Source organism: Arthrobacter sp. NQ7, from assembly GCF_029581595.2.
GTDB classification, from domain to species: Bacteria; Actinomycetota; Actinomycetes; order Actinomycetales; family Micrococcaceae; genus Arthrobacter; species Arthrobacter phenanthrenivorans_B.
Genome location: NZ_JARFXU020000009.1, coordinates 66,529 through 86,411 on the forward strand (window position 1 = coordinate 66,529; position 19,883 = coordinate 86,411).

The window sequence follows — 19,883 nt, forward strand, 5'->3', positions numbered from 1 at the left end:
CCTCCGGCGGACCCGGCATGGCGCCGGAGAACTTGGCGGGCCTGTCTACCGGCAGAGAATGAGGACCTTCAGTGCAGAACTTCCCAGGAGTAGGCGTCAGTCCAGGCCGTGTCATCGGCACCATCCGCCAGATGCCCAAACCGATCAGCGAGCCTCCCGCCGGCGAACAGCTGGCCCCTGGCACCACCGCCGAGGAAGCCACCGCAGCCCTGAAGGCCGCCGCGCAGGCCGTGCACGACGAGCTGAAGGACCGCGCCGCCCATGCCACGGGCGACGGCAAGGCCGTCCTTGAAGCCACGGCACTGATGGCCAAGGACACCATGCTGATCAAGGGGGCGGCCAAACTGGTGGCCCGGGGAACCTCTGCCGAACGCGCCATCTGGGAGTCCGGTTCGTCCGTGTCCGAGATGCTGCACAACCTGGGCGGCTACATGGCCGAGCGCGCCACCGATGTCCTGGACGTCCGGGCCCGGATCGTGGCCGAACTCCGCGGCGTCCCCGCCCCCGGCATCCCCGCCTCCAGCACGCCATTCGTCCTGGTGGCGGAGGACCTGGCGCCCGCTGACACGGCAACGCTGGACCCCAACAAAGTCCTGGCGCTGGTCACCGCCGGCGGCGGCCCGCAGTCCCACACAGCCATCATTGCAAGGTCCCTCGGCCTGCCCGCCGTGGTTGCCGCGGTGGGCGTCGATGACCTCCCGGACGGCACCGAAGTGTACGTGGACGGCGCGGCCGGCCTCATCACGGCCGCTCCCGATGACTCCCTCCGGGCAACAGCGGAGGCCTGGGCTGCCACGGCGTCGCTGCTGGCCGAGTTCAACGGCACGGGCACGACGGCGGACGGCCACGAAGTGCCCCTGCTCGCCAACGTGGGCGGCGGCAAGGACGCCGAAGCGGCAGCGAAGCTGGGCGCCCAGGGCGTGGGCCTCTTCCGCACCGAGTTCTGCTTCCTGGAGCGGGACACCGAGCCCTCCGTGGAGGAGCAGGCTGCTGCCTACAAGAGCGTGTTCGATGCCTTCCCCGGCAAGAAGGTGGTCCTCCGGACGCTGGATGCGGGCGCGGACAAGCCCCTGCCCTTCCTGACGGACTCCACCGAGCCGAATCCGGCCCTTGGTGTCCGCGGCTACCGCACCGACTTCACCACGCCCGGCGTCCTGGACCGGCAGCTGGAAGCCATCGCCCTGGCCCAGCAGCAGTCCGAGGCTGACGTCTGGGTGATGGCCCCCATGATCTCCACTGCCGAGGAGGCCTCCCGCTTCGCGTCGATGTGCGCGGACGCCGGCATCAAGACCCCCGGTGTGATGGTGGAGGTCCCGTCCGCGGCCCTCACCGCCGAAGCCATCCTGCGCGAGGTCAGCTTCGCCAGCCTGGGCACCAACGACCTCACCCAGTACGCCATGGCCGCGGACCGCCAGCTCGGCCCGCTCGCCAACCTGAACACCCCTTGGCAGCCGGCCGTCCTGCGGCTCGTCGGGCTGACGGTGGAAGGATCCCGAGCGGAAGGCCACAACAAGCCGGTGGGCGTCTGCGGCGAGGCAGCGGCAGACCCTGCCCTCGCCGTCGTCCTGACCGGCCTTGGCGTCAGCACGCTGTCCATGACGGCGCGTTCCCTCGCTGCCGTGGCGGCAGTACTCAAGACGGTGACCCTCTCGGAGGCGCAGGAACTGGCCAAACTGGCCCTGTCCGCTCCGAGCGCCACCGAGGCCCGGGCCTGGGTGCGGGAGAAGCTGCCGGTCCTGGACGAACTGGGCCTCTGACGCCTTGCCGGGCAGGCCGGCGCGGGCGGGATAGGCTACCTCCATGGCATTGGTAGCACCCCGCGTTACGGCCGGCCTGCCCGAGGACGAGGCCCTCAGCCTCGCGCGTGCCCTCACCGGCGGCACGGACATCACCGTCTTCGTGGACGGCACCGTCCACCGCCTGCCCACCCAGGCGAGGGACGCCGTCGTGGATCTCCTGGCCCGTCTTAGCCGAGGCGAAACCGTGACGGTCAGCAGCGTGGAAGAGATGCTCACCACCTCCCAGGCCGCCGAGCTCGCCGGGATCTCGCACACCTACCTGCGCAACATGACGGACCGCGGCGAGATCCCCGTGGAGTACCGGGGGTCGCACCGACGGATCCGCCAGGCCGCCATCATGGCCTGGCTTGAGACACAGAAGCAGAAACGCGCCGCGGAGGCCGCCGGCAACGGCGACGCCGGCGCGGGAGCCTAGTGCGGATCGGACCCGGGCGGTCCCGGAAAGAGCCGCACCTTCAGGCCGCCGCCGTGGACGCCAACGGGCTGACCGGCCGGATCCTCTGGACCGGCGGGACACCCCCGCCGGGCAGCAGCACGGGGGCAATGGACGAGGCACCCGCCTTTATCCTGATCCACGGCATCGGCGTGTCGCACCGCTACCTGGCGCGGCTGCACCATGACCTCGCCCGCACCGCCCACGTCTATTCCCTCGACCTGCCCGGTTTCGCAGGGACGCCACGGCCCGGGCGGCAGCTGTCGGTCGAGGACTACGGCGCGTTCATCGCCCAGGCCCTGAAGGCCAGCGGCATCCGCTCCTACATCCTGGTGGGGCACTCCATGGGCGTTCAGTTCGCCATCGAAGCCGCGCTCTATGCGCAGGCCCGGGTGCAGAAACTGGTCCTCATGGGCCCGGTGGTGGATGCCCGGCACCGCAACGTTCCGCGGCAGGCCCTGGCCCTGTTCCTCGACGCCCTCCTGAGGGAAAACGCCAGTTCCAACTGGATCGTGTTCTCGGACTACTTCCGGTGCGGGCCGCGCTGGTACTTCACGGAACTGCCCGTGATGATGGCCTACCCCACCGAAAAGAGGCTGCCCGGCGTCGACGTTCCCGTACTGGTCCTGCGCGGCAGCCACGACTCCGTGGCAGGGCGGGAGTGGTCGCTGGGACTCTCCCGGGCCGCATCGAAGGGGACCTTGATGGAAATCCCGGGCGCCGGACATGTGGCCCAGCACCTGCGCCCCGGCGCGGTGGCGGATGCCATCAGGTCCTTCGCCGCCGCGGACCCGTCCGCCGGGCCCTAGATCCGCGGCCTGCCTGCCCAACGGCGCATCTTGAGCGCCGCGTGCAGTTCCAGGCGGGGCATCCCCTTTAGCGGGTCCACGCCCAACAGCTGCCGGATCCTGCCCAGCCGGTTGTAGATGCTGCTGCGGTGCAGGTGGAGCTTGCCGGCCACGTCCTGGACCGATCCGTCGTTGTCGTACAGCAGTTCCAGGACCGGGATCAGTTCGCCGTTGCGGTCATGGTCCTCAAGCTTGCGGAAGTACACCGATCCCGAATCGGCCCAGGCCCCCACCCCTCCCCCGGCCGAGGCGAGCAGCTGGTACACGCCCGTGGCCCGGCAGTCCACCAGCTCGCCGAGCTGCGGGTCCACCGCGGCCGCCTGCGCCGCCACCCTTGACTGGCGGTAGGCCTCGGAGAGCTGGCGGGTCTTGGCGAAGCCTTCGCTGATGCCAAGGATGATCCGCTGCACGGGCCGGCCGGAGCGCTTGGCCAACTCAAGCTGATAGTGCACCAGGAGCTGGGCATGGTTGGCCCTTCCGGTGGAATCCCGGAACAGCACCACCGAGTGGGTTTCGGTCCCGGCGCTGAACAGTGCAGCGTCCATGCCCACCGTTGCCTGCAGTGCCGTTGACCGGTGGATCAGGGTGGAGGCGATGGGGTCCGGCCCGCCTGCCCAGCCGTCCGCGTCCAGCACCGTGACCATCTGCCACGGCCCCCTGCCCTGGACTTCCTTCCAGCCCGCGACGGCCGCCACGGCGTTGGGTTCACCCGCGCAGGCCGAAAGGAACTCGCGCTCCCGGCTCCGCCGGAACTCGGATTCGGCCGTGTTGGAGTCGAGCAGGAGCCCGGAGAGCAGCTCGAGCTCGTGGCTGACGGCCGGCAGCTGGGTGAGGATCGCCGTCGGGCTTTCCTCCGCCGAGTCCTGCTGCACCCAGAGGTACCCCACCCGGAAGCCCCGCACCATCAACGGAACACATACCCGGCCCAGCATGCCCAGGTCCGGGTTGGCGGGCACCACCACCGGCCGCACGGCGGTGGCAATCCCATGCGAGAGCTGCCACGCGCTCACATCCGCCGGAACCTTCTTGCTCAACAGGAAATTCACCCGCACCCGGTCGGCGTGGGACTGGTTGGAGCTGTAGGCCAGCAGCAGGCCGTCCAGATCCTCCAGCGAGAGGCCGCGCCCCAGCTTCTGCGCCACCTGCTCGACGAGCTCTTCCACACCCTGCTGCTGCATGCGCCCACACTACTGCCTGGGCGCAGCGCGGGACGAACGGACACGAGGCGACACCTGACGCCTCAGGACTCGACACCTGTCGAGGTAGCGGTCTGAAAATCCGCGTGATTCCGGGGCTTACATGGAGGGACGAACGCCGACTCATGTCGGCTGGCTCACAACCGGATTTATCGTTGAAACACGAAATTCCTTCCCCTTTTCCGGCCTACCGGCCCCCTACATTGGAGCAGACGATGATCATCGGCGTCCCCAAAGAGATCAAGAACAACGAGTTCCGCGTGGCCATCACCGCCGCCGGCGTCCACGAGTTCCTCACCCACGGGCACACCGTCCTGGTGGAGCGCGGGGCCGGGCTGGGATCAGGTATTACCGACGAGGAATACTCGATCGCAGGCGCTGAAATCGTCAATGAAGCCGACGACGTCTGGGCCCGTGCCGACATGGTCATGAAGGTCAAGGAGCCCATCAAGTCCGAGTACCACCGCTTCCGCAAGGGCCTGATCCTCTTCACCTACCTGCACCTTGCCGCCGAGCCGGAACTGACCAAGGAGCTCATCAACTCCGGCGTCACCGCCATCGCCTACGAAACCGTGCAGGAGGGCCGGTCCCTGCCGCTGCTGGCCCCGATGTCCGAGGTCGCGGGGCGCCTGTCCGTCCAGGTGGGTGCCACCTCGCTGATGGCGCCGGCCGGCGGCAAGGGCGTCCTGCTGGGCGGCGTGCCCGGTGTCCGCCCCGCCAAGGTGGTTGTCCTGGGCGCCGGTGTTGCCGGCACGAACGCCGCAGCCATGGCCCTGGGCCTCGGCGCCGACGTCACCATCATGGACATCAACATCAACCGCCTGCGCGAACTGGACGCCCAATACCAGGGCCGGCTGAAGACGGTCGCTTCCAACAAGTACGAAATCGAAAAGTCCGTGGTGGACGCCGACCTGGTGATCGGTTCCGTCCTGATCCCGGGCGCCAAGGCCCCCAAGCTGGTCACCAACGATCTCGTGGCCCGGATGAAGCCCGGCTCGGTCCTGGTGGACATCGCGGTGGACCAGGGCGGCTGCTTCGAGGACACCCACCCCACCACGCACCAGGAGCCCACCTACAAGGTGCACAACACCATCTTCTACTGCGTTGCCAACATGCCCGGCGCCGTACCCAACACCTCCACCTACGCGCTGACCAACGTCACCCTGCGCTACGCGGTGTCCCTGGCCAACCTGGGCGTCAAGGCCGCCTTCGACCGCGACCCCGCCCTCGCTGCCGGGCTCAACATCGCCGCCGGCCACGTGGCACACCACTCCGTGTCCGAAGCCCACGGCCTGCCCCTCGTCGCGGACTGGCACGAACTGGTTTCGGCCTAGGCCCTGTTGCCGCCTGAACGGCAGTCATCCAACGCGTGCTGCTCCTTCGTCGCTTTGACGCACGCTTTCTGGATGGCTGCCGTTCCGGCTTTAAGGCCCTAACGTGGCCTTTTCCCTTGCACTCTCAATGATTCTCAGGACCTCGACCGCGTCCCCGGGATCTACGGGGAGGGGCAGCGACGACTCTGCTCCGCCGTCGAGGATCTTGGCTGCCAGCATGCGGTAGAACTCCGGGTAGCTGCCACGTTCGGTGGGGAGCCTGTCCAGGTGGCCGTCGCGGCCCAGGAGGCCGGCCCATTCGGGCGCCTCGACACCGTACTCGCCGTCCAGGGGGCTGCCGCCGGCCGCGAGGTACGGCTCCTGCGGGTCCACGCCGTTCTTGGTGAATCCGCCGATGGAGCCCAGCACCCGGAATCGGGGTGCCTGCTGCGGGCAGAGCACGTTCGTGGCCAGGTGGCTGATCACTCCGGACTTGTGCCGCAGCGCCAGGAAGACGTCATCGTCAGCGCGTTCGTCGGACCGGTGAGCCGCCAGTTCGGCGTGCATCACGGTGGCCGGACCGAACAACTGCAAAGCCTGGTCGATCAGGTGGCTGCCAAGATCGAACAGGACGCCGCCCCCGTCGGCGGCCGTGGCCCGCGCCTTCCATGCCTTGCTGATGGCCGGGGACCAGCGCTCAAAGCGTGATTCGAACCTCGTGACGCTGCCCAGCGCCTGGGCCGCCAGCAGCTTGCGCAGCGTCAGGAAGTCCCCGTCCCACCGCCGGTTATGGAACACGGTGAGTACCCGGCCCAGCTGCCGCGCCAGGTCCACCAGCTCCCACCCTTCCGCGCTGGTGACCGTAAACGGCTTGTCCACCACCACATCCAGTCCTGCCTCCAGCGCAGCCTTGGCCAGCCGATAATGCGTGGCCGGCGGCGTGGCCAGGACCACCAGGTCAAGGTCCGTTGCCCGCCCGAGGACTGCGGCGCCGTCGCGCACCACCTCCGCCCCCGGAAGGCGGGATGAGGCAGCCGCCTGCCGCCCGGCGTCGGACGTCGCAACCATGTCCACGGAGTAGTTGGGGTTGGCTGCCAGCAGCGGTGCGTGGAAGACGCTGCCCGCCAGCCCGTAGCCCACGACGGCGGTGCGGATGGTCCGGGGGTCCTGTTCAGTTCCGGTCATGGAAGCTACGCTACCCCCGGCTCAACACGGTCCGGAAAGGACCGGAAGAAACGAAAACCGGCATCCCTGATGGCCAGGGATGCCGGTTTCGTGGCGGTCAGGCCGCTGGTGGTGGTGTTACTTCTTTTCCCAGCCGATGGTGGTCCAGTCCGGAACCTGCGAGGTGCTCTTGAACAGGGACGGGCCGTAGTTGGCAAGGCCGGTGCGGACGAAGGAAATCTGCGGTCCGTTGAAGACCACGCCCATGGAGTAGTACTTGGCCATGTGCTCCTTCTCCACGTCCATGGCTGCCTTGTTGCGGGCAGCGTTGTCCTCGATGGAAGCGAGGTCGGCGATCTTCTTGTCCAGCTCGGCGTCGCCCAGCTTGTTCTCGTTGACCTTGGAGTCGTAGTACTGCTTGACGGCATCGGTGGCGTCGGGGCCAACGGTGTAGCCGGAGATGCTCAGGTCGAACTCGCGGCTGCCCAGGACCTTACCGAAGTCGGCGGAGGCGCGCTGGTCGATTCCCACATCCATGCCGCCGGCCTGGAGCTGCTTCTGCAGGGTCTGGGCCACGGCCAGGGTGGTGGGATCGTCACCGAAGTTGCTGATCTTGAAGGCGGCGGGCTTGCCGTCCTTCTCCATGATGCCGTTGGCGTTGGCCGTGTAGCCGGCGTCGGTGAGGACCTTCTTGGCGGCGTCGGGACCGGTTTCCTTGACCGGGTAGTTGTCCTGGTAGTAGTCCGAGAACGGCAGGAGCATCATGGAGCCGGAGCTCGGCTCTTCCCAGTTCAGTCCGTTGAAGCGGACCTTGCGAAGGGCTTCACGGTCGACGGCGGCGAAAATGGCCTTGCGGACGTTGACGTCGGTGATGCGCTGGGCGTTCAGGTTCAGGCCGCCGGCGAAGAGGCGCTGGCCGCGGCGGACCTCGGAGTCCTTGGTGCCGTCCAGCTGCTTGTAGAGAGAGATGGTGTTGGCGGACATGGCATCGATCTCGCCGTTCTTGAACGCGGCGATCTGGGCGCTGGTTTCAAGCTGGCGGAAGGTCACGTTGGCCAGGACCGGCTTCTGGCCCCACCACTTGTCGTTCGGCACCATGGTGACGGTCTTGGCTGCGGTGTCGTACTGGTCCAGCTTGAAGGGACCGGCCATCCACTCGGGGTGCAGGTTGCCGTTGAAGCCCTCGTTGAAGATCTCGGGGGTGTTGACGGCGGGGTGGATGAGTCCAAAGAAGAGGGAATCAACCGGGAAGACCGGGCGGGAAGTCTTGACGATGACTTCCTTGTCGCTGCTGCCGGCCTCAACGGAGTCAACGAATTCGTAGGCTCCCGAGCTCACGATGTCGTACCCGGCGTCGGCGCTCTTGAGGATGTTCCACGTGTTCTGGAAGGCCTTGACGTCAATGGGGGTGCCGTCGTTGTAGGTGGCCTTGGGGTTCACCTTGATGGTGATGGTCTGCTTGCCGTCCTTGACCACGCTGTCCACCGACTCGCAGAAGTCCGTGTTGGGCGTGACCTTGCCCTTGAAGTCAACCTTCCAGCAGCCGCCGATGCCGCCGCTGTTCATGGCGACAGGGTTCATGGGGATCTGCAGGGCGGAGTTGTCCGCACTGTTGCCGTTGTTGGAGAACCCATTGAAGTCCGGGCCGATGTTGCCGAGCGGAAGGGTGACTTTGCCGCCCTGCTGCAGATCGGCGGCGGGCTTCTCGTTGATGCTGATCAGCTTGGACAGGTCGCTTCCCGATTCCTGTCCCTTGGCTGTTTCGGGGCCACTGGCACCGCCACCGCCGCAGGCCGTCAGCGCCAGGGCAGCAGCGATGGCTGCAGCTCCGCCGATCCTGTTCAGTTTCCTCATGGTTTTCCCTTCATTGTGATGCGAGTGGTGGTGCTTGTGGGGTCGAAAAGTCCTAGGGGGCATGGTCCGCCGTTTCGTGGACCACCAGCATGTCCTCATCCAGTTCCCCGTCCGGGTAGAAGCAGGCGAACTGCTGGTCCGTGGCGGATACCGCGGCTTCCAGCGGCGGTTCCAGGGTGAGGCACTTCTCCTGCCTGGTCGGCGGCAGCGCCGCGAAGACAGGACACCGCGTGGCGAAATTGCAGCCCTTGGGCGCCTGCAGCGGCGAGGGCAGGTCACCTTGGAGGATGATGCGTTCGCGGGTGCGTTCCAGGTGCGGGTCGGGTACCGGAATGGCGGAGAGCAGGGCCCGGGTGTAGGGGTGGCGGGGGTTGTCGAAGACCCTGTCAACCTCACCGATTTCCACGATCTTGCCCAGGTACATGACCGCAACGCGGTTGGAGATGTGGCGAACCACGGAAAGGTCATGGGCCACCAGCAGGTAGCTCAGGCCCAGTTCGGCGCGCAGGTGGTCCAGGAGGTTGATGACACCGGCCTGGACCGACACGTCGAGGGCGGAGACCGGCTCGTCCAGGACCACCAGTTTGGGGTTGACGGCCAGGGCGCGGGCAATGCCGATGCGCTGCCGCTGGCCGCCGGAGAACTGGTTGGGGAAGCGGTTGACGTGGTCCGGCTGGAGGCCCACGAGCTTCATCAGCTCCATGATCCGCTTCTTGATCGCCGCCTTGTCCATGCCCGCGTTTTGCAGGGGTTCGGCGAGGACTTCGTACACCGTGAACCGGGGGTCCAGCGCGCCGGTGGGGTCCTGGAACACCATTTGGAGTTCCCGGCGCATCCTGCCCTTGGTCTTTGCATCGGCGGCCTGCTTGTTGCTGAGCCCGCCGATCACCACCTCGCCGTCCTGGTCGGGATGGAACTCCATGATTTCCAGGAGCGTGGTGGTCTTGCCCGATCCAGACTCGCCAACGATGGAGAAGCACTCCCCCTCGCGGATGTCGAAGCTCAGGCCGTCGACGGCCTTGACGGTGCCGATCCGGCGCTTGATGAGGGCGCCGCGGGTCAGCGGGAAATGCTTCCGCACGTTGTTGAGCTGCAGCACCGTGGTCCGCTCGGCGCGGGGAATCGCGTCGAATCTTGACACCGGGACCGGCGGGGCGGCGAACACGTCGTGGACATCGACTGTTCCGCCGAGGGATTCGGATTTGATGCAGGCGGCCCGGTGGCCTGCGCCGCCGTCCACCGGTGCCAGGGCCGGCTCACCGTCCAGGCAGGCGTCCGAGGCCAGGGGGCAGCGGGGGGCGAAGGAGCAGCCGGTGGGGGCGGTGAGCAGGTTGGGCGGCATGCCCTCGATGGGCACGAGCGAGGACTTCTCCGCGGCATCCACGCGCGGCACGGCGCCAAGCAGGCCCATGGTGTACGGCATCCGCGGGTTGTAGTAGATGTCGTCCACTGCCCCTGTTTCCACCGGCTTGCCGGCGTACATGACCATGATGTCGTCCGCCATGCCGGCCACGACGCCCAGGTCGTGCGTGATCATGACGACGGCGGCACCGGTTTCCTCCTGCGCCGTGTGCAGCACCTCGAGCACCTGTGCCTGGATGGTGACGTCCAGGGCCGTGGTGGGTTCATCGGCGATCAGGACGCGCGGGTTGTTGGCGATGGCGATGGCGATCATGACGCGCTGGCGCATGCCGCCGGAGAATTCATGCGGGAAGGCCTTCAGCCGTTCCCTGGGGCTGGGGATCCCCACCATCGCCAGGAGTTCGACGGCGCGGGCTTCTTTGGCCCTTTTGCTCATGGCGGGATTGTGGATGGTCAGCGCTTCGATGATCTGGGTGCCGACGGTAAACACGGGAGTCAGGGAGGAGAGCGGGTCCTGGAACACCATCGCGAGGTCGTTTCCGCGGTAGCCGCACATGGCCTTGTCACTGAGTCCCAGCAGTTCCTGCCCCTTGAGCCGGACGGAACCGGAGACCTGCGCCGTGGGCGGCAGGAGCCCCATGATGGCCAGGGACGTAACGGATTTGCCGGACCCGGACTCTCCCACGATGCCCAGGGTCTTCCCGGGCATGAGGTCGAAGTCCACGCCCCGGACGGCGTGCACCACGCCGTTTTCGGAGTTGAAGCGGACATTCAGGTCCCTGACGGACAGGACGGCGTCAGCCGGCGCGTGCAGGCCTGCCACGTGCAGGCGCTCCACATCGGTCCGTGCGGGCCCGGTGGCTCCGGTGGTGGTTTCGCTGCTCATGCCGTCTTCTTTTCCGCGCGGAGTGTCCGGGCTTTGGTCTTCCTGGCTTTGCCGGTGGAGCTGGACGTGGGGTCGAAGGCGTCCCGCAGGCCGTCGTTCATCATGGCCAGGGATCCGGTCAGCAGGAACATGACGGCCAGGGGAACCCAGAACATCCAGGGGAAGGTTGAGACCTGGGAGGTGGCCTGGCCGATCAGCACGCCCAGGCTCACATCGGGCACCTTGATGCCGATGCCGATGAAGGAGAAGGCCACCTCGGCGAGGATGGCGGCAGTGACGCCGCGGGTGATGTCCAGGATCAGCAGCGAGCCGATGTTGGGCACCAGGTGGCGCCAGACGATCCGGCGCGGAGGAACGCCCATGTATTGGGCGGCCTTGACGAAGTCGCGCTGCATGAGGGACATGGACATGGAGCGGATCAGGCGGGCCGTGCCCATCCAGCTGAAGACCAGCAGCACGATGATGAGCAGCAGCCAGGAAGGAAGGTCGCGTTTCAGTCCGGCGCCTCCGCCACTGGTGGCGACGGCCACCACCAGGAGGGCGGGCATCATGATCAGCGCCTCCAGGACGAACAGCATGACCTTGTCCACCTTGCCGCCGAAGTACGCCATGGTGCAGCCGTAGACGGCGGCGATCAGGACGGACACGAGGCCCACCACCAGGCCGATCAGGATGGAGATCCGGGTGCCCTCCACCGTCATCGCATAGAGGTCGATTCCCGCCTGGGAGGTGCCGAGGTAGTGCTCGGCGGACGGTGGCATTCCGATGTTGAAGGGGTCGATGGTTTCCTTGTCCCACTGGGTGAAGAATCCGCCAATGAAGGAAAAGAGGGTCAGGGCCAGGAAGATGGCCAGGCCGGCCACTGCGGTCCTGTTGCGCAGGAAGCGGCGGAAGATGATGGTGGTCTTGCCGATGACGACGTCGGCGCTTTCCAGGTGCGCGTCCTGCGCCACTGCTGCCGGGTCGACGGCGTTCAGGTCGGTCATTGCTACTGCACCCGCACTCTCGGGTCGACAAGCGTGGTGGCGAAGTCCGCCAGGATGGCGCCCAGGGCGAAGATCACGGAGCCGTAGGCCAGGGTGGCGGTGGCGGCGTTGACGTCCTGCAGCGAGATGGCGTCGATGCTCCAGGAGCCGACGCCGGGCCACGCGAAGATCTTTTCGGCGAAGAAACCGCCGGCGAAGATGGCGGGGATGGTGAACGCGATGCTCTGGGCCACCGGAATGAAGGAGACACGAAGCGCGTGCCGGGCAATGGCCTGGTTCCGGCTCAGTCCCTTGGCCCTGGCGGTGCGGACAAAGTCGGCGTTCACGTTGTCGAGCAGGTACTGCCGCTGGGCTATCTGGTAGGCACCCCAGCCCACGAGCGTGATGGCGACGGTGGGGACCGCGTAGTGCGCCAGCAGGTCGGCAAACTGGGGCCATCCGGCGGCGACGCCGGGGGTGGAGATGCCGGTGACGAAGAAGATCCGGTCCCCGACGGACTCGTTGATGTTGATGGCCGCCAGCTGCACCAGGAAGTACGCAATCGGTGCCGGCACGATGTACGCCAGGTAGCTGTAGGACGTGATCACGCGGTCCTGGAACTTGTACTGCCGGGCTGCCGAGTAGACGCCCAGTGCCACGCCGATGACGAGGGTGAGGATGATGGACGCCAGGAAGAGCCGGGTGGAGATCCACACACGGTCCCCGAACTCGGCGTTGATGTAGGCGCCGTTGGGGCTCCGGCCCCAGTCCCAGCGGGTGACGATGCCGGTGAGCCAGTCAACGTAGCGTTCCCATGGGCTGAGGTCGGGGTCCAGTCCCTTCAGGCGCATGGAGTTGGCAACCTGTTCGGGGGTGGGGCGGGGAATGCGTTCCTGTTCCAGCAAAGCCGGCTTCAGCGAGCTGACCGCCAGGAAGTAGCCTGCAGATGTGGTCAGGAAAATCATCACCAGGTAAGTAATGCCGCGCTTGGCGAGGTACTTGAGCATGGAGGCTAATTCTTCGGCAGTGCCGCCGGGAGGTGGGCGGGAGAACACGCCGGTGTCCACTGGTGCACCATGCTGCCGGCCATATCAACCATCACTGCTGGATCCTTCCGTCTGCCCCGGCCAAGCACGGATTGTGCCGCCCCACCGGGGTCCTGCACCAGCGGGTAGCTGGCCTCCCGCGGCCCGAAGGGCAGGTCCTGGTGGACTATGTCGCGGGTCACATTCCAGAGGAAACTATCACAAGCCCCCGCGCGAAAAGGGCGTGAACAGACCGAAAACCGGCGCGCCGTATCAGATCGTTATGAATAGTTCTGTGAAGTTGGCTTGACTGGACGGAGGCCGCTTGAACCGCGTAATCTACGCCGCTCCGGCCACGCGTGTGACAAGTTCACGCCATGAATCGGCCAGGCGAAGGGGGGTGACGCCGTGCTCCCGGATGAGGTGCAGCAGGCGCTCGGGGTCCAGGGTGGCGGTCAGGGAGCCGGCCAGGAGCCATGGCTCCGAGGACTCGGAACCGGCCGCACGCAGCAGCATCTCCACGTGCCGGGTCCAGAGCGCCGCAGCGGGTACTTCAAACCTGCTCCGGGAGGCATGCCCGGCGGCGAGGACCAGGTCCCCGTACTCCACCACGTAGGCAATCCGCTCGGTTCCGAAGGCGACCAGCCGGTCCAGCGGCGGGGCGCCGGGTCCCAGCGGCGGGGGGCCGGAGAGGAAGCGGGCCTGGAACGCCGCCTCCGAGTCGTTAAGGAGGGTCAGCATCAGGCCGGCCCGGCTGCCGAAGCGGCGGAAGACAGTGCCTTTGCCCACCCCGGCGTGCCCGGCCAGCCGGTCCATGGTCAGGGCGGCAGCCCCGCCCTGCTCAATCAGTTCGCGGGCAGCCACCAGGAGGCGTTCCCGGTTCCGGGCGGCGTCGCGGCGCTCGGCGGCCGTCACGGGGCTCGCCTCCGGCCGCACTGGGATGGAACTCACAGAGACAGTCTAGCCACGGGGAATAGAACCGGACTGCGGTCCGTTTAGTCTGGTGAAGGCTTGATGAGCCTGATGTCTGACCGAACGCGGCCCCCGCCGCGCCCCTAGCCAGGAGTTTCCATGACCAAGAGCACCGTCCTTACCCTCGTCGGCAGCCTTCGCGCCGAATCCACCAACCAGAAGCTGGCCGAAGCCATCCAGCTCAACGCCCCCGAGCAGGTGGACGTGGTAATCCACGAGAGCCTGGGCAACATCCCGTTCTATAACGAGGACATCGACGTCGAAGGCCAGGTCCCGGCCGCGGCTGCAGCCCTCCGCGCGGCCGCCGAACAGGCTGACGCCCTCCTGCTGGTCACGCCCGAACACAACGGCACCGTTCCCGCCGCCCTGAAGAATGCCATTGACTGGCTGTCCCGTCCGTTCGGCGCGGGCGCGCTGGCAGGCAAGCCCACCGCCGTCGTCGGCACCGCCTTCGGCCAGTACGGTGGCGTCTGGGCCCAGGATGAGGCCCGCAAGGCAGCCGGCATCGCGGGCGCCCAGGTCCTGGAGGACGTCAAGCTCGCCGTTCCCGGTTCCATGGTGCGGTTCGCTGACGTGCACCCGAAGGATGACGCCGAGGTTGTGGCGCAGATCAAGGGCGTCTTCGACTCCCTGGCGGCAGCAGCACCGGCCGCCTAGCCTGACGGCAACGCGGCGCCCGGCACGTTCCCGACGTGCCGGGCGCTGCCGGCTTAAGGCCACTGAAAGGCCGTGACCAAGTCTTGTCCCAAACGGTACCGGGCGGACATCTTTTCCGGCAGGAACGGCCGTAGCGTTAATCCACTGGAGCGACCGGATCGGATTTGCGGTGCCGCATGGCAGACATATGGAGCTGGATCAGGCCTGGACGCGGCACTGCGGCAGCCGCGGGATGCATTGTGTTGCTGCTTACGGGCTGCAGCCCGGCGCCGCCTCCGGGCCAGCTGCCCGTCACCCGCGCAACCGGGGAAGCCGGCACGCCCGCGCCCGCGGCGCCGATAGCTGTTCCCACCCCGAATCCCGGCGCAGAGCCCGGTACAGCCCCGGGACGGATGCCCCGAAGCGTGGAAAGCCAGCAGCGTTCAGCAACGCCCCCGGGCCCCGCAGGCGGCCCGGATGCGGCGGAATCTACCGGCAGCCCCCGGCTGTCCTCCACCAACGCGGAACCGCCGGGCCCGGCCGGTACGGCGGTAGCCCTGGGCACCACGGTAACGGCCTACTTCGTACTGCTGGACGACGGCGGCAGGCACGGGGTCCGCTTTGGCTGCAACGACAGCCTGGTCGGCTCCCCGCAAGGGAGCGCGGCGGGGGATGAGCCGCTCAAGACGGCCATCAGCGCCCTCCTCAGGCCCGGGCAGAAGGCGGGGAACCTGTACAACGCCCTGGGCACGTCGCGGCTGCGGTTCCTTTCCGGCAGCTTCGATGGCACCACCGTCAGGGTCTACCTCGCGGGAACCCTGGATCCAGGCGGAGCGTGCGACCTTCCCAGGGTCGAAGCCCAGCTCACCCAGACGGCCCTTGAAGCCTCGGGGGCCATCCGGGCGAACATCTACCTGAACGGCGAGTTGCTGGACGACTACCTGGACCATGCCCGGGTGGAACCCACCGGTAATCGTTGATAAACAGATGTTGCTTTTCAGGCAACACATGGCTGTATCCTGACCTTGTGACCCACGAAACACTTGATGCCGCTGCGGGGACGTTGCCCGCCGAAGCCATTGATGCGATTGAGCGTGCCGCCACCTCTGCCCACCGGCACGAGGAACTGTTCTCGGAACGCGCGGCGAACATCCGCCAGTCGGCGGTCAGGGACGTCTTCGACATCTCGATGCGCCCCGGGCTGGTCTCCCTGGCCGGCGGGAGCCCGTATCTCCAGTCACTTCCCCTGGACCGCCTGGCCGCGACCGCCGCCAGGATCATTGCGGAGGACGGACTGACCGCCCTTCAGTACGGGGCGGGCCAGGGCACGGAGGAACTCCGCGCGCAGATCTGCGATGTCATGGCCGCCGAAGGCATCCTTGATGCCAAGCCGCAGAACGTGGTGATCACTGCCGGTTCCCAGTCCGCCCAGGACATTGCCACCAAACTTTTCTGCAACCCGGGTGACGTGGTGCTGGTGGAGGATCCCACCTATGTTGGGGCCCTTAACACCTTCGAGGCCTACCAGGTCCAGGTGGAGACGGTGGAGATGGACCAGTACGGCCTGGTGCCGGAACTGCTGGAGGCCCGGATCGCGGCGCTCCAGCTCGCAGGCAGGAGCATCAAGTTCCTCTACACCATTCCCAACTTCAACAACCCGTCCGGGATCACCCTGGCAAGGGAACGCCGGCAGCAGGTGGTCGATATCTGCCGGCGGGCGAACATCCTCATCTTGGAGGACAACCCGTATGGCCTGCTCCGCTTCGAGGGGGAGGCGCTGGCCCCCCTGCGGGCCGCGAACCCGGACGACGTCATCTACCTGGGGTCGTTTTCCAAGATTTTCGCACCCGGCCTGCGGATCGGCTGGGCCCTGGTGCCCGAACATCTCCAGCGCCGCTACTATCTTGCCGCGGAGTCGGTGACGCTCTGCCCCCCTGCCCTGAACCAGATGCTCGTTTCTGCCTACCTGCGCGAATACGACTGGAAGGGCCAGATCGAAACCTACCGCGGACTGTACGCGGAACGCTGCCGGGCCATGCTGGCAGCCCTGCACGAACACATGCCGGCCGGGACCACCTGGACCAGCCCGCAGGGCGGCTTCTTCGTCTGGGTGACCGTGCCCGAGGGCGTTGACACCTACCCGCTGCTGCACAAGGCGATCGATGCCGGAGTCGTGTTTATCCCCGGCGCCGCCTTCGCGCCGTCGGACGAGCCGTCCAACAAGCTGCGTCTCGCCTTCAGCGCAGTGCCTCCGGACGCCATCGCCGAGGGCGTGCGCCGACTGGCCGGGGTACTGCAGGAAGCCATCCCGGGCCTGTAGCGTAAGCCCCACGAGTGCCGAAAACCGAGCAAAGGAGCATGCACATGGGTGGAATCATCGTTGTAGGGGTGGACGGCAGCGAAACCGCGAAGAAGGCGGCCGAGTCGGCCCGGGACCTGGCGGCGGCACTGGACGCTTCGCTGCATGTCGTATCGGCCTTCGACAGTGACCGGACCGAAGTCTTCGGCAGCGGCAGCGACCGCTGGATCGTGTCGGACGCGGACGCCGCGGAGCAGGTGGCACGCACCGTTGCCGAGTCCCTGGGCCGCGACATTAAGGTCACCTACTCGGCTGCCCGCGGCCGGCCCGCGGACGCCCTGATCAAGGAAGCCCTGCGGATGGAGGCACGCATCATCGTGGTGGGCAACCGGCGCATGCAGGGGATCGGCCGCGTCCTTGGAAGCGTGGCCAACAGCGTGGCCCACAACGCTCCGTGCGATGTCTACATCGCGAACACCTACGACGCCGACTAAGCCCTTGCTGCCGGCGGGAGCGTAACCCCGGACACTCCCCGTGGTGGCGGATATCGCTGCGGGGGGTGTCCGTTCTCACCGCCATATCACCGTTTCAGCTGCTGGCGCAAAGATAAAATTGTAGCGGCCCCAAAGGCGTGGACATCGACGATTCCACCTCCAGCGAAGGGCTCCCCTTGATTACTCTCCAGCGCCGCCAGCTCGTAGGCCACGACATCCTCCTGGCCCGCCACGGCAACCACATCAGCTCCATGCGCGTGGACCGCAGCAACGGCCGGGTTGTGGCACTCCTTGATGACGGCAGCCTGGACAGCGCACCGAACCTCATCGCTCCGGACCTGCAGCTCCCGCAGACGGTGCGGAGCGTCCTGCGCGAAGACTGGAAGCTGCTGGGTGCCTGGGCGGGAATGGCTGCCCTGATGGGTGGGCTCATGACGGCAGCAGCGGTGGTCCTTGGAACCACGGCTGACCCCGCAATCCTCGACGCCCTCACTGCCTACAACGCCTACTAGGTCCAACGGACCGGTGCCGGAGCGGTCAGCCGACCAGCAAGCCCTCCAGCACCCACCAGATCCCGGCCATCACCACACCGCCGAAAAGCGAACCCGCCACGACCTGCGCCGGGGAATGGGCCCGCAGCACCACGCGTGACCAGCTGACCGCCGGGACCAGGAGCAGCAGCGGAGCCCAGGCGGCACCGAGCATCAGCACGGAGACGACGGCGGCGCAGGAGATGGCAGCGGCATGGCCGCTCATCTTCCAGAACGGGCTGACACCGGCCAGCACGGCCACCCCGCCCACCACCGCGAGGACCATGGTTATTACGCTCCTGGGGGCGTCCACCGCGCCGAGCACCAGCAGCCCCACAGCGATGCAGCCCAGGGCCATCAGCAGCACCGGCGCACGCTGCTTCCGGTCGCTCACATGATGGTCTGTGACTTTTCCCAGCCTGACCAGGACCAGCAGCACCGCCAGCGGAAGCACGCAGACGAAGAGGGCCGCCAGCGCCCCGTAGCCCATGGTTCCGGGGAAACCGTCCTCCGCCAGGGGACTGATCAACAGCTGGAGGGTTACCACCACCGGCGGCTGGAAGACTTCGGTCAGCCACTTTGCGGTGCGGTTCTTGATCCGGATTGTTCCGCTGGTTATGGTCACCGGTCAGTCCAGGAGGAGCGCGGGCTCTTCCAGGATGGCCGCGACGTCCGCCATGAACCGCGCGGACAGGTCCCCATCCACCACCCGGTGGTCGAAGGATCCGCCCAGCGTGGTGATCCACCGGGGAATTACCTCACCGTCCAGGACCCACGGCTTCTGCTTGATGGTGCCGAAGGCCACGATGGCCACCTCGCCGGGGTTGATGATCGGGGTGCCCGTATCGATGCCGAGGGCACCGATGTTGGTGATGGTGAGCGTCCCGCCCTGCATTTCCGCCGGCTGCGTCTTCCCGGCACGGGCAGTGGTGGCAAGGTTGTTCAGGGCAAGGGCCAGTTCCTTCAGGGAAAGGTCCTGGGCGTTCTTGATGTTGGGAACCATCAGCCCGCGCGGGGTGGCCGCGGCGATGCCCAGGTTCATGAAGTGCTTGACGTGGATCTCGGCGGTGTCGGAGCCTTCGCTGTCCACCCACGACGCGTTCACGCTGGGGTTCCTCGCGGCGGCCCAGATGACGGCCTTGGCCAGGATGAGCAGCGGGGAGACCTTGATGCCCTCGAAGTCCCTCGAGGCTTTGAGCCGTTTGACGAACTCCATGGTGCGGCTGGCGTCGACGTCCACGAAGATGCTGACGTGCGGGGCTGCGAAGGCGGATTCCACCATGGCCTTGGCGGTGGCTTTGCGGACGCCCTTGACGGGGATCCGTTCAACCCGCTGGTCCTGCGGCTTTCCGGCCTTGCCCCAGAAGCCGTCTGCCTTGTCCAGTTCGGCGTCCCGCTGGGCCTGGTAGCTGACCAGGTCCTCCCGCGTCACCTCACCGCGTGAACCGGTGGCCACGACGTCCGCCAGGTCGATGCCCAGGTCGCGGGCGATCTTGCGGACCGGCGGCTTGGCCAGGACCCGGTTGACCAGGCCCGTGATGGTTCCGCCCAGGGTCGGCCGGTTGTCGACGACGGCGGTTTCGCCAGCGGACACCGCAGCGGGCGTCCGGGGCTGGACAGGCTCAACCTGGGGAGCGTTGGCCGTCACCGCTGCGGCGGGCGCCGTCTTCCGCGGCCGCCGCTTGACGGCGTCCGCCTTGGGTCCGGAACCCACCAGGGGACCGCCGGCCGGGGCACCGCCGCCAGCGCCGCCGTCGGCCGGTTCATCCTCCGGAAGCTTGCCATAGAGCGGCTGCTCCGGCACGTCCGGGGAGTGCGGAGCTTCGGGGGCGCGGACGTCTGCGGGCGTGGGGTCGCCGGATACCTGGTCACTGACGCTGATGATCGGGGTGCCGACATCGACAGTCACGCCCTCATCCACCAGAAGCTCAGTGACGGTCCCGGCAAAGGGGGACGGCAGTTCCACGATGGACTTGGCGGTTTCGATCTCGCACAGGACGTCATTGATGGCGACGGCGTCACCCGGCTTGACCTTCCAGGAGACGATTTCCGCTTCGGTGAGGCCCTCGCCGACGTCGGGCAGGTTGAACTTGTTCAGGGTCATGGT

18 protein-coding genes are annotated in these 19,883 nt (G+C 67.2%); 9 read left to right on the forward strand and 9 right to left on the reverse strand.

Features of this window, described 5'->3' with window-relative positions; translation table 11 throughout:
- The first annotated feature begins 71 nt into the window (after positions 1–71).
- From ptsP to PUN71_RS11530, 3 genes are read left to right on the forward strand one after another with little or no spacing between them, the layout of a single operon-like run.
- Complete coding sequence (gene ptsP, locus PUN71_RS11520; RefSeq protein ID WP_277798519.1) at positions 72–1,757, forward strand: phosphoenolpyruvate--protein phosphotransferase; 1,686 nt, start codon at positions 72–74, stop codon at positions 1,755–1,757.
- Positions 1,758–1,800: 43 nt separating this feature from the next.
- Entirely contained in the window at positions 1,801–2,214 is a 414-nt protein-coding gene (locus tag PUN71_RS11525; RefSeq protein WP_277798520.1) for a helix-turn-helix domain-containing protein, read from the forward strand.
- Entirely contained in the window at positions 2,214–3,041 is an 828-nt protein-coding gene (locus tag PUN71_RS11530) for an alpha/beta fold hydrolase (RefSeq protein WP_277798521.1), read from the forward strand. Before PUN71_RS11525 ends, PUN71_RS11530 begins: the two co-directional genes overlap by 1 nt.
- Here the strand turns inward: PUN71_RS11530 and PUN71_RS11535 are convergent.
- Entirely contained in the window at positions 3,038–4,258 is a 1,221-nt protein-coding gene (locus tag PUN71_RS11535) for a PucR family transcriptional regulator (RefSeq protein WP_043450864.1), read from the reverse strand. The two genes, PUN71_RS11530 and PUN71_RS11535, sit on opposite strands and share 4 nt — an antisense overlap.
- A 233-nt stretch (positions 4,259–4,491) precedes the next feature.
- Here PUN71_RS11535 and ald point away from each other — a divergent pair, with 233 nt between their 5' ends.
- Positions 4,492–5,610: an alanine dehydrogenase gene (gene ald / locus PUN71_RS11540; protein ID WP_043450863.1), complete on the forward strand. Its 1,119-nt coding sequence runs from the start codon at positions 4,492–4,494 to the stop codon at positions 5,608–5,610.
- A gap of 90 nt (positions 5,611–5,700) precedes the next feature.
- Here the strand turns inward: ald and PUN71_RS11545 are convergent, their stop codons facing one another.
- The 6 genes from PUN71_RS11545 to PUN71_RS11570 all read right to left on the reverse strand — a co-directional run bounded on the left by PUN71_RS11545 (position 5,701) and on the right by PUN71_RS11570 (position 13,796).
- A complete protein-coding gene (locus PUN71_RS11545) occupies positions 5,701–6,774 on the reverse strand; it encodes a Gfo/Idh/MocA family protein (protein ID WP_277798522.1) in 1,074 nt (357 codons plus the stop codon).
- A 117-nt stretch (positions 6,775–6,891) separates the two neighbouring features.
- On the reverse strand, positions 6,892–8,607 hold the full coding sequence (locus tag PUN71_RS11550; protein WP_277798523.1) for an ABC transporter family substrate-binding protein: 1,716 nt from the start codon (positions 8,605–8,607) through the stop codon (positions 6,892–6,894).
- Positions 8,608–8,659: 52 nt separating this feature from the next.
- Positions 8,660–10,855: a dipeptide ABC transporter ATP-binding protein gene (locus PUN71_RS11555; RefSeq protein WP_277798524.1), complete on the reverse strand. Its 2,196-nt coding sequence runs from the start codon at positions 10,853–10,855 to the stop codon at positions 8,660–8,662.
- Positions 10,852–11,841, reverse strand: a complete 990-nt coding sequence (locus tag PUN71_RS11560; protein WP_277798525.1) for an ABC transporter permease — start codon at positions 11,839–11,841, stop codon at positions 10,852–10,854. The genes PUN71_RS11555 and PUN71_RS11560 overlap by 4 nt, the downstream gene beginning before the upstream one ends.
- A gap of 2 nt (positions 11,842–11,843) precedes the next feature.
- Positions 11,844–12,827, reverse strand: coding sequence for an ABC transporter permease (locus PUN71_RS11565; protein ID WP_043450858.1), 984 nt, complete (start codon positions 12,825–12,827; stop codon positions 11,844–11,846).
- Positions 12,828–13,184: 357 nt separating this feature from the next.
- A complete protein-coding gene (locus PUN71_RS11570) occupies positions 13,185–13,796 on the reverse strand; it encodes a TetR/AcrR family transcriptional regulator (RefSeq protein ID WP_277798526.1) in 612 nt (203 codons plus the stop codon).
- Positions 13,797–13,916: 120 nt separating this feature from the next.
- On the opposite strand from PUN71_RS11570, the gene PUN71_RS11575 reads away from it, so the two are divergent.
- The 5 genes from PUN71_RS11575 (at position 13,917) to PUN71_RS11595 (ending at position 17,758) form a co-directional block, all read left to right on the forward strand.
- Positions 13,917–14,474 (forward strand): NAD(P)H-dependent oxidoreductase, encoded by a 558-nt coding sequence (locus PUN71_RS11575; RefSeq protein WP_043450856.1) that lies wholly within the window; start codon positions 13,917–13,919, stop codon positions 14,472–14,474.
- A 404-nt stretch (positions 14,475–14,878) separates the two neighbouring features.
- Positions 14,879–15,433: a GerMN domain-containing protein gene (locus tag PUN71_RS11580; RefSeq protein WP_277798527.1), complete on the forward strand. Its 555-nt coding sequence runs from the start codon at positions 14,879–14,881 to the stop codon at positions 15,431–15,433.
- A 47-nt stretch (positions 15,434–15,480) separates the two neighbouring features.
- A complete protein-coding gene (locus PUN71_RS11585; protein WP_277798528.1) occupies positions 15,481–16,773 on the forward strand; it encodes an aminotransferase-like domain-containing protein in 1,293 nt (430 codons plus the stop codon).
- 44 nt (positions 16,774–16,817) lie between these two features.
- A complete protein-coding gene (locus PUN71_RS11590) occupies positions 16,818–17,246 on the forward strand; it encodes a universal stress protein (protein ID WP_043450854.1) in 429 nt (142 codons plus the stop codon).
- A gap of 176 nt (positions 17,247–17,422) precedes the next feature.
- Positions 17,423–17,758, forward strand: coding sequence for a hypothetical protein (locus PUN71_RS11595; RefSeq protein WP_043450920.1), 336 nt, complete (start codon positions 17,423–17,425; stop codon positions 17,756–17,758).
- A 25-nt stretch (positions 17,759–17,783) separates the two neighbouring features.
- On the opposite strand, the gene PUN71_RS11600 is transcribed toward PUN71_RS11595, so the two are convergent.
- Both PUN71_RS11600 and PUN71_RS11605 read right to left on the reverse strand, forming a co-directional pair.
- On the reverse strand, positions 17,784–18,401 hold the full coding sequence (locus tag PUN71_RS11600) for a phosphatase PAP2 family protein (RefSeq protein WP_052259992.1): 618 nt from the start codon (positions 18,399–18,401) through the stop codon (positions 17,784–17,786).
- Between the two features lie 3 nt (positions 18,402–18,404).
- The gene (locus PUN71_RS11605; RefSeq protein WP_043450853.1) at positions 18,405–19,880 is read right to left on the reverse strand and encodes a dihydrolipoamide acetyltransferase family protein; all 1,476 of its coding nucleotides are present in this window, start codon (positions 19,878–19,880) and stop codon (positions 18,405–18,407) included.
- Positions 19,881–19,883 lie beyond the last annotated feature (3 nt).

Excerpts from the sequence above, each read along its gene's own strand:
- PUN71_RS11525 (WP_277798520.1), top strand. The coding sequence starts at position 1,801 with ATGGCATTGGTAGCACCCCGCGTTACGGCCGGCCTGCCCGAGGACGAG.
- PUN71_RS11555 (WP_277798524.1), bottom strand. The coding sequence starts at position 10,855 with ATGAGCAGCGAAACCACCACCGGAGCCACCGGGCCCGCACGGACCGAT.
- PUN71_RS11575 (WP_043450856.1), top strand. The coding sequence starts at position 13,917 with ATGACCAAGAGCACCGTCCTTACCCTCGTCGGCAGCCTTCGCGCCGAA.
- PUN71_RS11590 (WP_043450854.1), top strand. The coding sequence starts at position 16,818 with ATGGGTGGAATCATCGTTGTAGGGGTGGACGGCAGCGAAACCGCGAAG.
- ald (WP_043450863.1), top strand. The coding sequence starts at position 4,492 with ATGATCATCGGCGTCCCCAAAGAGATCAAGAACAACGAGTTCCGCGTG.
- PUN71_RS11535 (WP_043450864.1), bottom strand. The coding sequence starts at position 4,258 with ATGCAGCAGCAGGGTGTGGAAGAGCTCGTCGAGCAGGTGGCGCAGAAG.
- PUN71_RS11550 (WP_277798523.1), bottom strand. The coding sequence starts at position 8,607 with ATGAGGAAACTGAACAGGATCGGCGGAGCTGCAGCCATCGCTGCTGCC.
- PUN71_RS11565 (WP_043450858.1), bottom strand. The coding sequence starts at position 12,827 with ATGCTCAAGTACCTCGCCAAGCGCGGCATTACTTACCTGGTGATGATT.
- PUN71_RS11605 (WP_043450853.1), bottom strand. The coding sequence starts at position 19,880 with ATGACCCTGAACAAGTTCAACCTGCCCGACGTCGGCGAGGGCCTCACC.
- PUN71_RS11560 (WP_277798525.1), bottom strand. The coding sequence starts at position 11,841 with ATGACCGACCTGAACGCCGTCGACCCGGCAGCAGTGGCGCAGGACGCG.
- PUN71_RS11545 (WP_277798522.1), bottom strand. The coding sequence starts at position 6,774 with ATGACCGGAACTGAACAGGACCCCCGGACCATCCGCACCGCCGTCGTG.